Below are 15,908 nucleotides of genomic sequence, written 5' to 3' on the forward strand. Positions count from 1 at the left end.
GCCTTTCTATATCTAGATGTGCCACTCCATGACCGTTTTACCCCACGAGGAGGTTAAATCTTTTTCAAAAGCCTGGATGATATCCTGGACGGTCTTCACTTCGCACACCTGTCCCACCAGGATCCCAAAATACTCAAGGATGTCAGGAAACTGTTTCATCAATTCGACAGTCTGAACAAAATCCTCACGGCCGCTGCGACTGCTGCCAATGACAGTAATTCCTTTCTCCAGGACCATTCTGGTATTGATTTCAACAGGGTATTCCGAAACGCCCAATATAGAAATGGCGCCTTCAGGGTGAATATGGTCAATAATCTGGTTGATCGCCAGTTGACTCCCCTGCCCTCCTACACACTCAAACCCATGGTCGATGAGCAAATTCTCGGGAATCTTATCTATCTGGTAAACCCCATCCACAAAGGTGAAGTTATCCAGCTTATACTCTGTCTTCCCAAAGACAAACACCTTGCTGCCTGGGTATTTTTTCTTGAGAATAAGTGATGTGATAAACCCAAGATTCCCATCCCCCCATACTCCAAAATTGCTGCGCCGGGAATGCGACTTTCGTTCAAATCTGGCTATCGCATGTGTACTGATCGTGATGAGTTCGGTGAATGCAGCTACCCGCGGATTAACATTTTCCGGAAGAGGCACGATCCGATCACGTGAAAGGAAGACATAATCCTGCATAAATCCATCATAACCGCTGGAACGGAATTTACTGCTTCTAAGGTAGTTCTCTGCAATAACCTCGTCCTGCTCTGTTGGAGTATTTGGCACCATCACGACCTGGGTACCTGATGATAATTCACCTTTCGGGTCATAAACCACCTTACCGATTCCCTCATGGACGAGAGCCATTGGTAATTTTTTCGCCATCGCTTCCACCCCGCGGGTACCTGTATAATATCGCTGATCTGCAGCACAAATCGATAAATGGGTCGGCCTGATGACGACAAAATCCTCGTCATGTTTCAGAGAGCGATCCTTGTAGGTCACTTCAAACTGACGTGGAGATACTAATCGATAGACTTGATTGATCATTTGTGGACCCTCTCCTGGATGATGGCTTCAGCAACCTTCAGGTCATATGGAGTCGTGACTTTAATATTAAAAACCTCGCCTCTGACAAGCTTCACCCTTTCCTCCTTCAAGGTGAAGATTTTGCATGCGTCAGTCAAGATTTGTTTTTCTTCTTTTGAAAGTGATTGATAATGCTGGACTAGTTTTTTGATATTAAAGCTCTGTGGAGTTTGGCCCTGGTACATTGTATCGCGGACCGGGATATCTGATATCACTTCTCCATCATTTGATTGAATGATCGTATCAATCGCTTCAATAACAGTATCTACGGCACCATACTCGAGGACAGCATCGATATTCTCATCAATAATCCTGTGGGTCAAGAATGGGCGAACAGAATCATGGGTGACAATCACATCCTGATTACGGAGCCCATATTGTGCTTCAATAAACCCTATCCCTTTCATAATGGATTCATTGCGGTCACTGCCACCTTCAACAACCACAATTCTCTCATCAAACTGAATATATTTTTTGATCAGGTCCTTCGTGTGGAACATCCATTCTCTAGGAGAAACCACTATGATTTTTTCAAACCGGTCATTCAACAGGAATTTCTCCAGGGTGTGGATAATGATTGGTTTGCTGTTCAATGTCAAAAACTGTTTTGGCATATTCACATTACCCATCCGTGTACCTTTGCCGCCAGCGAGAATTTCTGCGTAGATCATATAAAACACTCCATATCTAATAAGTTAAAAGCTAATTTAGAGTACTTTTTGTCTGATCATGGAGTAGAAAGATTTTCTTTACACTTGCTTAACGATATTTACAATTCATTAATTATACAATTCAACCACAGAGGATCTTTCTCCTGTTAAAAATCTGTGTCTTTTTTCCAAAAAAAAAGCCATCAAACAACAATGTTCGACAGCAGTTCATTTTTAATTCAGTTTATCATTCAAAATTACATCAACAACTCTGGAGGTTGCATTACCATCCTCAAGGTAGCAAAACTTCTTGTAGAACTCTTCGTAATTCTCACTAAGCTTGTTTCCACTTTCTATTTCTTTTATCTTCTCTAATACCTGTTCCGTAGTTTTCACTATTGGGCCAGGAGCCTTTTCTTCAAAGTTAAAATAAAAGCCTCTTATATCATCCTTGTATTCCTCGAGATCATAGGCATAAAAAATAATAGGACGTTTTAGATTAGCATAGTCAAAAAACACAGATGAGTAATCAGTAATCAATAAATCACTGATTAAATAAAGTTCTCTAATATCCTCATGTTTAGAAAAATCATATGCGAACCCTTCGAAAGCAGATAAATCAAAGTTTTCGGCAACAAGATAATGCATCCGAAGAATGATAATATAATCTTCTCCTATCTCATTTCTAAGCTTCTTTAAATCAAGATGCAAGTCAAATTTATACTTTCCAACCTGATGATACTGGTTATCCCTCCAAGTTGGTGCATAAAGTATAACTTTTTTATCTTCAGGCAATTGATGTTGTTTTTTGAAAATGGCAACAGTCTCTTTTAGATCCTTTTTATAGAAGATATCATTTCTCGGATATCCAGATTCAATAATACGCTTATCAAACTTGAACGCACGTTTGAAAATATCAGTTGAGTATCTATTCGGGGATATAAGATAATCCCAGTTCCTTGATTCCTGGTAAAATTCCTCTTTATATTCCTCAGTGGTAGTGCCGGGCATTAACACTTCCCCCATATCATGAGCAAGCTTCTTTAGTGGCGTCCCATGCCAGGTTTGCAGATATATTGTTTTTCTCGGTTTTGGGATCCATAATGGCATACGGCTATTGGTGATCCAAAATTGTGCCCTCGCCATAAAAAAAAGCCATTTAATCGAGAACCTTTTAGAGTAGGGTATATTTTTTTCAATAAACTCTCGTTCATAACGAGGGTCCACACTCCAAATCAATTCAAGCTCTGGGTGAGTTTCTTTCAGATATTCATAGATAGCTCTTGGATTACAGCTATATTGCTTTCCTAAATAACTTTCAAACATGATTAGACCTTTTTTGGGGAAAAGTAGTGACACGAACTGGAAAAGTAACTTATACACCATTTGTGTAAATGGCATTTTTTTCAACTTAGAAAACAAACTGTTTCCCACCTTTTGTAAGTTTAAACATTTACATTCATCAAGCAGCTTTTGGGAGAAATTATTATTAACTTAACAGAAGATAAATATTTTGGTCGTTTTTCTATCTTATAATATAATACAAATGTTATCCATTACAATAAAAGGACCTTCTACGCTAGCGATTAACTAATCCATACATTACAACGACTAAGAGGGAATGAACTAAAAATGGTATTTTCAATAATTATCCCTGTTTATAATGCCGAAAAATATGTTAAAGAAGCAATTGAGAGTATACTCAAACAGACCCTGGACTTCTGTCAGAACACTGAAATCATACTTGTTGACGATGGAAGTACAGATGATTCACGAATTATATGTACAAATTATGTGCAGCAATTTCCTAACAATATTAAATACATCTATAGTGAAAATTCTGGTCCCGGAAGCGCTCGAAATAAAGGACTAGACTTAGTAAATCCAGAATCTCAATATATAGGCTTCCTGGATGCTGATGACTATTTTTCTGGCAACGCTTTGGAGAGTATCGATTTATTCTTCAAACAAAACCCAACCGTCCAGCTATCTGTGATACCTCTTTATCATTTCGAAAAAATCGACACCCCACATCGCCTGAATTACAGGTTTGAGAAAGGGGACCGAATTGTAGACATCACAAAAGATTATAAAGATATTCACTTCCATATAGGCGGATGTTTCTTCAGGGCAGGACACATTCTCAACAATGCAGAATTTCGCTTCCGTAGCGACTTAAAGTTTTGGGAAGACGCTTTATTCATTAATACATTTCTATTGGAACATCAAAATTATGGTCTTGTATCAACCCCGAAGTATTATTATCGGAAACGACATGAAGAAGATTCACTTGTCAATAACGCATGGTATGATGAATCAAGATACACGAATATGTTGAACCAATGTTATGGAAGCCTAGTTGAAGAAAGCATAAGAATGCATGACAAAGTCCTTCCTTATATCCAGTTTTTAATCGTATACCATATTAGATTGTATCTTCTGCCCAAAAACAATGAGGTTATTTATGAAGTACTAAGCGTAGAAGAGCAAAAAGTGTTTTTCAATGAACTGGTTCATTTACTTCAGCAATTTGAAAATAAGTATATTAAAGAGCAGGACATGCCTTTCTACTACAAGAGATATTTATTAAGTTTGAAAAAGCATGGCTGGCCATATAAACAGTCAAAGCCCAAGATTGCAAATCAGGATGTCTCTATAACGAAAATACGTTTCAGGGGCTTAAAATGGCATATTGAAGGTAACTTCATGAACAAAGAGTACTTCATGAAACCTGAGGACCAACTATTTATCAAATGCAACAATAAAATTATGATTTTACCTAAAAAATTATTACCCTCTAAGCGCAGAGTAATTTGGGGGAGTCTGGTAAGAGACTATGAACATGCAGGTTTTGATGCCCATATTCCTATTTACTGTAATAAGTTCCAATTTGGCATTATCACTGAAAATAAAAGAATCCTGCTAAATACAGTAAATTTATTAAAAGAAATGAGTAAAATAAAATAACCTTTTGAAAAAGCAGGTTGAAAGCTTCACATTAGAGCTTTCAACCTGCTTTCATCTTAACTAGATTAAGCCTTCATGTTGTTGAAAATTTCAGTTATCAGCGCATGAGAAAAATCAGTATTATTTTCTTCATTTTCCGGAGCAGGAGGTGCTTGAGTTGCATACTTGATTAAATCCACACCTTTTAAATTTCTGTCTTTGTACCTTGGAATTACATGAATGTGAAGATGCCTTACCTCTTCACTTATTGTGACGGTGTAAAGCCTTTCTAAAGCACTTTTTGAATTCAATGCTTTTTCAATTTCTCTAAGCAAGGAAGCAGCTTCCTGGTATTCCTCTACAGTGATTTCACTCCAGTTTTCTTTATGTTCGATAGGCGTCAAAATCACATACCCGCTTAGATCAGCAGGTTTTGGAGGAATGATCATTCTCCACCTTTTTATAACTTTATTTATGACAGCTCCTTGAAAATCACACATTTTACACGTATGCATTTTAGCCTCCCGTTCAACTTTCTTCATTAAATTATAATTAAATACTCTGTAAGACAGAATGTTCATTGATTGTAGCGGCAGGTACGTTGACCCCTTCTGCGAGGAAGCTCAGCAACTCCCCCAAAGAAGAATTTCTTTCAGTTGGTCTTTTTCTTATTCTTTCCAGCATAAAGCGGAGCGTTTGAAGACGGAAATCAACAGTACGATATAACAGGTCCAAATTAAAAACAAAGATGCTGATACTTAATGATCAACATCTTGTCCCTTTTATTGTATATTGTGAGTTCTTGTTTCAAAAAGACTCAATATATCTGATACCTCGTTCTTTTTCACCAAAATTTCCTCGATAAATTCTCTCACCGCACCCTCACCGCCGTTAAAATTAGAAATGAAGTGTACGGCTTCCTTTACTTGATTCACTCCATTATATGGAGTACCAGAAAAACCAACCTTTTTTATCACAGCTAAATCATTTAAATCGTCACCCATATATGCAACTTCTTTATAGTCAATATTTAACTGTTCAATTAAAAGGTCTAATGTTTCAATCTTATTATGAATACCCTGATGCAGATGATCAACTTTAAGTTCTTTAGCTCTTCTAGTGACAGGAGCTGATTCTCTCCCGGTAATAATTGCAATTTTCACATTCGCCTTCTTAGCAAGACCGATCCCTAAACCATCTTTTACATTAAAGGCCTTTAATTCGTTTCCATGACTGTCAAAGACGATATCACCTCTCGTCAAGACACCGTCAACATCAAGCACTAATAATTTTATCAAACTACATTATCTCCCTTACAGACCTGCGTTGATTAATTCATGAAGTCTAAGCATTCCAATGGGCTGCTTCTGATCATCAGCAACAATTAATGCACTAATTTTATTGTCATTCATTATAGACAATGTTTTGAAGGCAAGTTCAGTTTGCTTAACAATAAATGGATTCTTTGAGCTGAAATTTATCACTTCTTCACCCAGAACATTTCCTTTTGCAAATGCACGGCGAACGTCACCATCAGTTAATATCCCCGTCACGTTACCATTTTCATTTACAATAGCTGTTGCTCCTGCTCCGTGAGTAGTCATTTGAAAAAGCGCATCCTGGACAGAGTCTGTCTCTTTTACAATTGGGTTACAACCGGATTTTGAGATAATATCCCCAACTGTAAGGAGCAATTTTTTACCTAATGAGCCGCTTGGGTGATATAAAGCAAAATCCAGCGGTGTAAATTCTCTCGCTTCCAACAAAGCAATTGCAATCGCATCTCCTAAAGCCAATGTCAATGTGGTACTTGTAGTTGGAGCTAACCCAAGGGGACACGCTTCTTCGACGACTCCTATACTAAGGGTAACATCAGAAACCTGACCCATGGTTGAGTTTTCATTTCTAACAATCGAGATTAACTTTGGTCCAATCTTTTTAATGGATGGCAGCAAGTTTAGGACTTCTTCTGTTTCCCCGCTATTAGAAATCATAATTACCACATCATCTTTAGTGATCATTCCAAGATCACCATGAAGACCTTCTGAAGGATGCATAAATAGCGATGGTGTACCCGTACTTGCAAGTGTAGCATTAAATTTTCTTCCAATAATGCCCGACTTACCCATGCCTGTAATAACTACTCTGCCTTTGCAATCTAATATTAACTGGATAGCCTGTGTTAGCTTTTCAGCATCAATATTTGAAGAAAGTTCAGTAATCGCTTTAGCCTCAACCTCAAGTACACGTTTGACAGTTTCGAGATAATCTACTTTACCTAGCTCTGTATTCGCCATAATAATCGCACCTTTATAAGTTTTTAACCATTGCGTCTATTTCAATAATTGGCTTCAGGACTTCTTCAAGATTGTCTAGCTTTACCATGTTAGGTCCATCTGACTTTGCATTATCTGGATCTGGATGAGTCTCCATGAATAACGAATCAATACCAACTGCTGCTGCAGCTCTAGACAAGTAAGGTACGAATTCTCTTTTTCCACCTGTTGTAGTACCATTTCCTCCAGGAATCTGGACGCTGTGCGTAGCATCAAATACTACTAACGCTCCTAGTTCTCTTAACATTACTAAAGAACGCATATCAACAACTAAATTATTGTAACCAAATGTGCTTCCACGTTCAGTTAATAAAATTTTATCATTTCCTGCCTCTTCCAGCTTCGTAATGACATTTTTCATATCCTGAGGAGCAAGGAATTGCCCCTTTTTCACATTAACAATTTTATTGGTTTTAGCAGCTGCTACTAACAAATCTGTCTGTCTGCATAGGAAAGCAGGTATTTGAATAATATCAAGTACTTCTCCAGCAGCCTCAGCCTGATATTGGTCATGTATGTCTGAAACGACAGGTACATCGAACTGTTCTTTTACTTTCGCAAGAATCTCAAGGCCTTTTTCAAGTCCTGGACCTCTGAAAGAATGAATGGAAGAACGATTTGCTTTATCATAAGAAGATTTAAAAACAAATGGAATATTAAGTTTTGTTGTTATTTCTTTTAACTTCTCAGCTGTTGAAAGAACTAAGTCCTCATTTTCAATTACACATGGCCCTGCGAGTAAAACGAATGGATTGTTGCCGCCAAACACAATGTTCTTATTTAACTCAATTGTTTTATTCATTGTTTTGTGCCTCCAATAATTTTTCAACTTTTTGTATGTCGTCTGGATTATCAACACCGATTAGCTGCTGATTTGTTTCAACTAGATGAATCGGAATATTATTTTCCATAAGCCTGAGTTGTTCCAATACTTCTATGGTTTCCAAAGTTGAAGGTTTCCACTTAATAAACTGCAATAGAATTGATTTTGGATACCCATAAATGCCTATATGCTTGTAGTAATTCACTTTTGAACCTTGACGGTTATAGGGAATTGGAGATCTAGAAAAGTATAAAGCTTTCCCTTCCTCATTGCTGACAACCTTTACATTGTTTGGATCATCAATGGATGCCCTATCTTCTATCTTAGTCATAGCAGAGATTACAGATTGTGGGTGAGCTTGCGCCTTATTGATAATATCATCAATTAGTGTTGCATCAATTAAAGGCTCGTCTCCCTGAATATTGACAACAAAATCACAATCAAAGGCCTCAGCTACTTCTGCAATTCTATCTGATCCTGTTTCATGATCTTTTTGGGTCAGAAATGCTTTTCCTCCTGCTTCTTCGACTACTCGTTTAATTTCGATATGGTCAGTTGCTACAATAACTTCATCAAGAAGCGTACTTCTCTTCACTTGTTTATAAACTCTAACAATCATTGGTACGTGGTTAATTAAGGCTAACGGTTTCCCAGGAAACCGGGTGGAACCGTACCTTGCAGGTATTATACCTAGAGCTCTCAAAACTTCTCACCTTCTTGTTTTTAATCATAAAAAAGGCATTTCTAACAAAGTATATAAGAAATCTGCCATTTTTTGAAGTCTTTTGTCCTCTTCTGACAGAACCTTACAACTACCCTGATACTATATACCCTCCTACTCAATATTTATTAACTTGTTTGCCAAGCGTTTAATTGATTGTTTATCAGGGCTGCTTCGAAAAATTTCAACAAAATAATGAAACCTTAAGTAATATAAAAATTTATCAATTACTGTCGAATCTACAGGAACTGTTAATGCTTTTTCTAATGTTCCACTTAAATAATCTAGATTTTCAACAACATGAACCAGTCCGGATATATTGTAAAATGCTTGACCTAGGGTTATAACAGGCTTATGAGCAATTAATGCTTCCAAGCCCACAGTTGAATTAATTGTTATAACAGCTTTAGCATTACTTAGTAGTTCTTTATTGTTGCCATCTGTTAAAAAAATCAGATTAGGATCCTGCTTACAAATTTGCTGAATACCCTCTAGGTCCATAATTTTCAGTTCCGAGGTATAAAGAGGATGTGTTTTGTATATGATTTTCAAATTTTTATTGTTATCCCTGTTATATCTTTCTAAACTTTTACTGGTTACTTCAACCAGTTGGTTCATGGTTTTAACGTTTGGAGAATGTTTAATAATCTGGGAATCAGTCTCCAGTTGAAACGGAACATATATATATTCTTCAGGAAGTTCAAAAAAATCTTTATTCATTTTATTATTTATATTTGAGGTTCTTTTTTTGTCTTCTATATGGATTCCATAATAATTATAAAAAATTTTGCGATAATACAAAGTTTCTGCGGAGTTTGTTCCAGCATATTCTGGTTTCATTAAATATTCCGACAGCCGATTACTATCTAGCGAAAGATTTCGATAAAACTCAAATTCTCTAGGGATAGTACTATTATAGTTTACTCCCTTTGGGTCCACCATAAGGGTATAGGGCCTGAAATAACCGTTCTCCATATTATAATATTGTTTATTATTTTTTTTACAATAGGCTCTAATTATATTACTAATAATCGTATTACCAAAAAACACAAACAAATCAAAATTGTACTCTGAGTCAAATTTCTTAATGTTTTCTAAGCATTTTGTAACTGTAGTCAGAAGTTTCCGTTCACTGTCCATACCATTCTTTATTAATCCCACTTGGTGGTTAAACTCTATAACCTCGTACAGTTCCTCTTCTGTATAATTTACATATTCTTTAAAAGGATAATCTGTATATTGATTAATACATAATCTTTCTGCCTTTATACTGAAATCATTATAAAGATTCTCATCATGAAGACCTGTATCATTCTCTTTAAAAAAATAAAAAGATTTAACCCCTCTTTCAGATAGCTCATCAACAAGCATTTTTAGAAAAAAGGCTTCATTTATCTCTTCACCTTTATAATCCATTTTGGCAAAGCCAAAGAAACAAATTTTCAAATCATCACCTTCTATTAAAATTTAACCTAGATTGTAAAAAATACCCCCTCTTCTGATGGTACCATGTAAAATAATACACTTCATGAGAGGGGGTAATTCTTAAATTAGCAAAAATCGATCAACTAACCGTTTAATTGACTGTTTATCCGGATTACTTCTAAAAATTTCATGAAAATAATCAAACCGTAGATAGTAAATGAATTTATCTATCATTTCTTTATTCACACTTGTGGATAATGCCTTTTCAATTAGAAGAGGGAGATCATTTAAATCCTTGCATGGATACGATATTTCTTCGATTCCGTAAAAAGCTTCTCCTAATGTAATGACGGGTTTAGAAAATAGTAATGCTTCAAGACCTACTGTGGAGTTTATAGTAATTACTGCTTTAGCATTCTCTACTAACTTTTTGTTATCTCCTTCAGTAAGAAAAATCAAATTTTCACTGCTATTGCAAATTCTTTCAATACCATCTAAATCAATAATATTCAACTCTGATTTATATAAAGGATGGGTTTTATATATGATTTTCAGATCGGTGTTATTACTTTTATTAAATTCCCTTAAAGCATTAGATGTAACCTCAACAAGCTGCCTCATTGACTTTATAGTCTTAGAATGCTTAATGATTTGGGAATCAGTTTCTAATTGGAATGGGATATAAATGTAATCCTGCAAGTACAATTCTTCATGCACCGTTGAGAAGTCAGATTTCTTGACATCCTTTACCAACTCTTTATCCTCTATTGTTAAATCATAGTAATCATAAAACGTCTTTCTTAAAGGTAATGTGTCTGTCCTGTTTACCTTTGTAACCTCCGGTTGATGAAGGTATTTCGTCAGTCTTTCCTTATCAACTACAACACTTGAATAGAATTCTGTTTCTCTAGGTATAGTGCTGTCATAGTTAACTCCCTTTGGATCTACCATTAGAGTGAAAGGTCTAAAATATCCATTTTCCATATTAAAATAATTTTTATTATTTTTTATACAGTAAGAGCGAATGATATTGCTATACAAGGAGTTCCCAAAGAAAATAAATAAGTCAATATTATATTGAAGATCATATTCCTTTAGGCTTTCTAAGCACTTCAATACTGTGTAATTCAACTTTTGGCTAATATCTTTATTTGTATTTAAAAGTGCCAGCTGGTAATTGAACTCTATAATCGAAAAAAGTTCTTCATTACTATATTTTTCGAACTCTTTATAAGTGAAATTTGTATACTTATCTAAACAAAGACGCTTACTTTTTATTTCTAGTAGGTTATAAACATTTTCATCATTTATTCCGCTGCCACCATCATTAAATAAATAAAATGTTTGTATCCCTCTTTTTTCAAATTCATCCACCATTTCTTTTAAAAAAACTGGTTCATTTATTTCTTCACCTTTGAAATCCATTGCCGAAAAGCCAAAAAAGCATACATTCATTTCTTCAAACTCCCTTTGGTTTTTGAATACCAAATATACCAGCCGAACTCGCTCTTTTTATTTTTAAATAAAGAAGATCTTAAAGGACGGTATTTATTAAAGAGCTTATTCACATTAATTAATTTTTTTGTATCAATATAAGTTAAATAACCGTCCTGGTCTTTAATAAAAAGATTCCATTCAAGAATACTGAAATACTTTGCAATACCAAGACCTATAGTAACCGACCTTTTCTTTATTTCTTTCTCGAATATCTGTTTGCCCCTTTTGTAAATAATTAGGTTGCAATTATTATACTTTGGAGTATCAAAGGTAATTTTTACCTTACCATTTGATACAATTACATGTTTTTTTTCTACAACATAAGTATCGACCGCTCCCTCAACATTAACTAATGAAGATCTTTTATCAATATTGAGGATCATATTCCGTTTTTCTTTTTCCATTATTTGCTGAGGGGTTCTTTTCGTAAAGTTAGTCACATTATATAAAAGTTTTTCTGGAAACTCTTTTCGCAAGCTTTTAAAGAATTTTTGATTAAGGGCTAGTTTTTGCGTTTTCTCGACACCACCAATAATATATGTGATGTTTAACTCATATTTATTAGTCTTGATGTCTTTTAGATCGTTAAGGTTAAACGTCGCTTCAAACCCACATGCATCATAGTTGTAACGGTTCCCATATATGTATGAAATATCTGGTCTGGATACAGGGATAATTGAAAAAGACGCACGCTCTGATTTATTCTTTTTATGAGTATAAAAAATATCTATGATTTGTAAAGATTCATCTGAGATACTAACACCCTCTATATAGGCATGTCCTTTAAGTGTGATCACACTATTACGTATATTAACATGTTCTATCTCAGAAATAAGCGGCAATTTCTTTTCAATAAAGGTGACATTCTTCAAACTCTCCGGAACACCACTATCTAATTGTAAGTATAACTCCCCATTAATAGCTTCAAGATCCAATAAATTCTTCTTCTTATAATTTTTATATTCCTCGAATTTCCTCTCTTTTAATAGCAAATATTCTATAAATAATTTATTGCCTGACTTTCTAATTGTCTCATAACTAATGTCTTGTAATTGCTCTGATAAAGCTTTCATTGCTCTATCACTAAATTCATCTGTATATAGAGAATAAATTTTCCTCTCAAAAGGTACCAAAAACTTTTTAAGCTTATAAAGATCAATTAAATTTTTATATTCAAGCGCATTATGCTCATTCAAATATTTATCCAGTCGATTTAAAATTTCAATTCTATCTGTAAAGTAGAATTCTTCATTGATATTGCTAGTGATCGTTTGTTCTCCTGAAAATTTTCTGTACCAGTAAACTTCGTCTGGAATTACCTTGATCTTATTGGCAAAGAAAAAAGTGATCGGAGTAAATAATAAATCTTCATGGACCAAGTTTTCCGGGAATTTCAAATTGTTCTTAAAAATCAACGATGTTTTAAAAAGCTTGTTACATGCTGTCTGGGAACCAATGAGCGAGTGGGACTTTGAAATATCCTTCACTATATAAGGATACTTATGAATTGCATCAAATTCAGGCATCCTTACCAAACCTGTTTCATTATAAAGCACCATATTTCCTATAACGATATCTACACCAGGTTCCATTTTTGCATTTGTGTACAGCTTTTCCAAAGCATTCATAGGTAGTACATCATCAGAATCAATAAAACAGCAAAATTCACCATTTACATTTTCTAGCCCAGTATTCCTAGCTCCACCCAAACCTTGCCCTCGTCCAGTGACAAGCTTAAAATTACTATATTGTTTTGCATACTCCTCAGCAATACTTAAAGTATTATCAGCGGAAAGATCGTTAACTAAAATAACTTCAATATCTTTGAAAGTTTGTGTAACGATCGAATCTAGACATTCTTTTAAATATTTTTCAACATTGTACATAGGGACGACAACACTAATTTTCGGTTTTTCATTTTCCATAAGATGGATCATCCTTCCTTATTACTCCCAATATATAATTTGAGTATAGCCAGATGGCTTATTGAAGGTCTTAATTCAACCTAATTGTTTTACTAAAAAACTCATTATACACTAATTATTCCCCTTCTTTTAAAGATTATCTATATATTAACAATACCTTTACATTTATTAATTGCTTTACTAGTTTCGTTAAACCTATCCTTACTCTAATATCACTTGTTAAGTATGTAAAATATTTAGCATATTTAAAAGTCCCTACCAAGTATGGTAAGGACTCAGTATGTGGTTTTTGTCTGTAAAGATAACCATTAAAATTATGAAAAAACTCTTTTCACTACCCTCTCCGTACTCTTCCCATCATGCCAGCTGCAAAACTTCTCATAAAAGTCTTCATATCTTTGTGAATAGTCTTGTTTAATTTGCTCTAGATTCTCTATCGCGTCTATGACATCCTCACTTGTACGCAATAACGGTCCGGGGCCTTCGTTTTCAAAATCGATGTAGAACCCTCTGAGTTGGTCTCTGTATTTCTCCAGATCGTAAGTATAGAAGAGTATAGGTCTTTTCAGGTTTGCATAATCAAAGAAAACGGAAGAATAGTCTGTAATCAGGATATCGGAAATCAGATACAGATGGGCAATGTCATCATACTTGGAAAGGTTGAAAGCAAATCCTTCCATTCCTTCGATATTCAAATCATCCGCGATGAAGTAGTGCATTCGCAGTGCTACTACATATTCATCTCCGAGTTTTTCACGCATCTTTTGGAGATCTAACTTCAGGTCAAACTTATATTTTCCTGGTTCATAAAAATCATCATCTCTCCAGGTTGGAGCGTACAGGACGACCTTTTTACCTTTTGGAATGCCAATTGATTCTTTAATTTCTTCAGCTAACTGCTCGCGGTTTGGCGAATATAAGATATCATTGCGCGGATAACCGAATTCGAGCATCTCTTTATCGAATTTGAACGCACTCTTGAAAACCTCTGAAGAGTATCTATTTGGTGACAACAGGTAATCCCAGGCTCTGGATTGCAGATAGAAGTCTCTCTTATACCTCGGGTTGGCAGAATATACATCCTTCATATCAAACACAAGCTTCTTCAAAGGAGTACCGTGCCATGTCTCTAGGAATACATTCCCTTCTCTTTTCACAAGGTGGAGGGGCTGGCGCATATTATTTACCCAGTACTTTGAAACAGCAAAATAGTAGTAATAGGCTAGACTGAACCTTTTAACCACTTTAGCATTACCAGGAATTTTCCGATTTTTATCATTAAATACCCAGATACACTTATAATCTAGACTGTTTTCAATGATGTATTCATAGATATTTCGCGGGCTGTCCGAGTAATTCTTCCCCAGGAAGCTTTCAAAAACAATATAGTTATCCCGCATTGGTCTTTTTAGGAATACTTTTCGGTATATATACTTCTTTAGCGCCGTTCTTCCTCTAAGTGCATTTTTAAAGTCTCTTGCTTCCATATGCCAGTTTAAGCTTTTCCTGAACTTTTCCTGGTTTCCCTTTTTCAAGTGCTTCAATTCACTACGAATGTGGATTGCCTGGGCAGATAGCAGTCTTCTATCCATTAATTCCACTGCAGATGAAAACAAACCAAAGAACTCCTGGAAATTTTCAAGATCCTTAAAAATGGAAGTCACGTGCCTGCGATAATAGTTTAAAAATAAGCGATCCAAGAAAGACTTTGCATTCTCATCCTGTTGATACTCTACAGCCAGTTTCTTATAAACCTGCAAAAAATCTCTTGCCTTTTCTGCTGGAGTCCTTTGAACAAGGCTTGGGTTAGTAATTGGATCATTGCGCACTCTCTTATAGTAAGTTCGCAAATTGAGGATAGGCATTCCTTCTGTATTAATAACCAACGGAATAAGGCCAGAAATATCAGTTGAACCTTCCGTATCAGTATCAAATTTAAGATTCTGCTTCAATATAAAGTCTTTTTTCATTAACACATTTAAAATGGAACCTGTCTTAAATACAGATTTACTGTTCTTCAACTTAATATTTAGCTCAGGTAATTCGACGGGCGGTTCCAAGTCTGACGGTCGCAATAGCCTCTTTGTTCTCCCTGCTATGGCAGGATATTCAGCGATATGGTCAACAAGTAGTGCAATTGCATTCTCAGCTAGAAGATCATCACTGTCAAGGAAGAAGATATACTGTCCGGTTGCGGTCTCTATCCCCAGATTTCGCGAATTAGCAACTCCATGTCTTGATTCATTTAATAAGTATTTAATTCTTTTGTCTGTGAGCAAAGATTCGATGTAATCAGTATTCTCACGATTCGATCCATCATTTATTAAAACAATCTCTAGATTGGTGTAATTTTGTGCATATACAGAATTTAGGCAATCCTCAATGAATTCCATGTTATTGTGGTAGGGAATTACAATGGAAACCTTCCGTTCATCCTTTATATTCATTCTTTTTATGTCACTCTCCCTGAAATTTCGACAAATTCTCTTTATTGATTTTAAC

12 protein-coding genes and 1 pseudogene are annotated in these 15,908 nt (G+C 35.3%); 1 reads left to right on the top strand and 12 read right to left on the bottom strand.

The window, feature by feature from the left end; all coding sequences use genetic code 11:
* Window positions 1-12: 12 nt before the first annotated feature.
* The 3 genes and pseudogenes from ACNAZ4_RS14300 to ACNAZ4_RS14310 all read right to left on the bottom strand — a co-directional run.
* On the bottom strand, window positions 13-1,044 hold the full coding sequence (locus tag ACNAZ4_RS14300; protein ID WP_415815285.1) for a ribitol-5-phosphate dehydrogenase: 1,032 nt from the start codon (window positions 1,042-1,044) through the stop codon (window positions 13-15).
* On the bottom strand, window positions 1,041-1,754 hold the full coding sequence (locus ACNAZ4_RS14305; RefSeq protein WP_415815287.1) for an IspD/TarI family cytidylyltransferase: 714 nt from the start codon (window positions 1,752-1,754) through the stop codon (window positions 1,041-1,043). Before ACNAZ4_RS14305 ends, ACNAZ4_RS14300 begins: the two co-directional genes overlap by 4 nt.
* A 213-nt stretch (window positions 1,755-1,967) precedes the next feature.
* Window positions 1,968-3,155: pseudogene (locus ACNAZ4_RS14310) on the bottom strand (CDP-glycerol glycerophosphotransferase family protein); the annotation flags it as partial.
* Window positions 3,156-3,365: 210 nt separating this feature from the next.
* Here ACNAZ4_RS14310 and ACNAZ4_RS14315 point away from each other — a divergent pair.
* Entirely contained in the window at window positions 3,366-4,700 is a 1,335-nt protein-coding gene (locus ACNAZ4_RS14315) for a glycosyltransferase family 2 protein (protein WP_415815289.1), read from the top strand.
* Window positions 4,701-4,765: 65 nt separating this feature from the next.
* On the opposite strand, the gene ACNAZ4_RS14320 is transcribed toward ACNAZ4_RS14315, so the two are convergent.
* The 9 genes from ACNAZ4_RS14320 to ACNAZ4_RS14360 all read right to left on the bottom strand — a co-directional run bounded on the left by ACNAZ4_RS14320 (window position 4,766) and on the right by ACNAZ4_RS14360 (window position 15,853).
* The gene (locus ACNAZ4_RS14320) at window positions 4,766-5,194 is read right to left on the bottom strand and encodes an HIT family protein (RefSeq protein WP_415815291.1); all 429 of its coding nucleotides are present in this window, start codon (window positions 5,192-5,194) and stop codon (window positions 4,766-4,768) included.
* Between the two features lie 267 nt (window positions 5,195-5,461).
* Window positions 5,462-5,977 (bottom strand): KdsC family phosphatase, encoded by a 516-nt coding sequence (locus ACNAZ4_RS14325; protein ID WP_415815293.1) that lies wholly within the window; start codon window positions 5,975-5,977, stop codon window positions 5,462-5,464.
* A gap of 15 nt (window positions 5,978-5,992) precedes the next feature.
* On the bottom strand, window positions 5,993-6,976 hold the full coding sequence (locus ACNAZ4_RS14330; protein WP_415815295.1) for a KpsF/GutQ family sugar-phosphate isomerase: 984 nt from the start codon (window positions 6,974-6,976) through the stop codon (window positions 5,993-5,995).
* A 13-nt stretch (window positions 6,977-6,989) separates the two neighbouring features.
* Window positions 6,990-7,817 (bottom strand): 3-deoxy-8-phosphooctulonate synthase, encoded by an 828-nt coding sequence (kdsA, locus tag ACNAZ4_RS14335; protein WP_415815297.1) that lies wholly within the window; start codon window positions 7,815-7,817, stop codon window positions 6,990-6,992.
* Window positions 7,810-8,541, bottom strand: coding sequence for a 3-deoxy-manno-octulosonate cytidylyltransferase (gene kdsB, locus ACNAZ4_RS14340; RefSeq protein WP_415815299.1), 732 nt, complete (start codon window positions 8,539-8,541; stop codon window positions 7,810-7,812). The genes kdsA and kdsB overlap by 8 nt, the downstream gene beginning before the upstream one ends.
* Window positions 8,542-8,673: 132 nt before the next feature.
* Window positions 8,674-10,005: a capsular polysaccharide export protein, LipB/KpsS family gene (locus ACNAZ4_RS14345; RefSeq protein ID WP_415815301.1), complete on the bottom strand. Its 1,332-nt coding sequence runs from the start codon at window positions 10,003-10,005 to the stop codon at window positions 8,674-8,676.
* Between the two features lie 99 nt (window positions 10,006-10,104).
* Window positions 10,105-11,439, bottom strand: a complete 1,335-nt coding sequence (locus tag ACNAZ4_RS14350; protein ID WP_415815303.1) for a capsular polysaccharide export protein, LipB/KpsS family — start codon at window positions 11,437-11,439, stop codon at window positions 10,105-10,107.
* On the bottom strand, window positions 11,436-13,406 hold the full coding sequence (locus tag ACNAZ4_RS14355) for a glycosyltransferase family 2 protein (RefSeq protein WP_415815305.1): 1,971 nt from the start codon (window positions 13,404-13,406) through the stop codon (window positions 11,436-11,438). Before ACNAZ4_RS14355 ends, ACNAZ4_RS14350 begins: the two co-directional genes overlap by 4 nt.
* Window positions 13,407-13,720: 314 nt before the next feature.
* A complete protein-coding gene (locus ACNAZ4_RS14360) occupies window positions 13,721-15,853 on the bottom strand; it encodes a bifunctional glycosyltransferase/CDP-glycerol:glycerophosphate glycerophosphotransferase (protein WP_415815307.1) in 2,133 nt (710 codons plus the stop codon).
* Window positions 15,854-15,908 lie beyond the last annotated feature (55 nt).

Origin of the sequence: Mesobacillus thioparans, assembly GCF_965138835.1 — a bacterium.
GTDB classification, from domain to species: domain Bacteria; phylum Bacillota; class Bacilli; order Bacillales; family Cytobacillaceae; genus Mesobacillus; species Mesobacillus thioparans.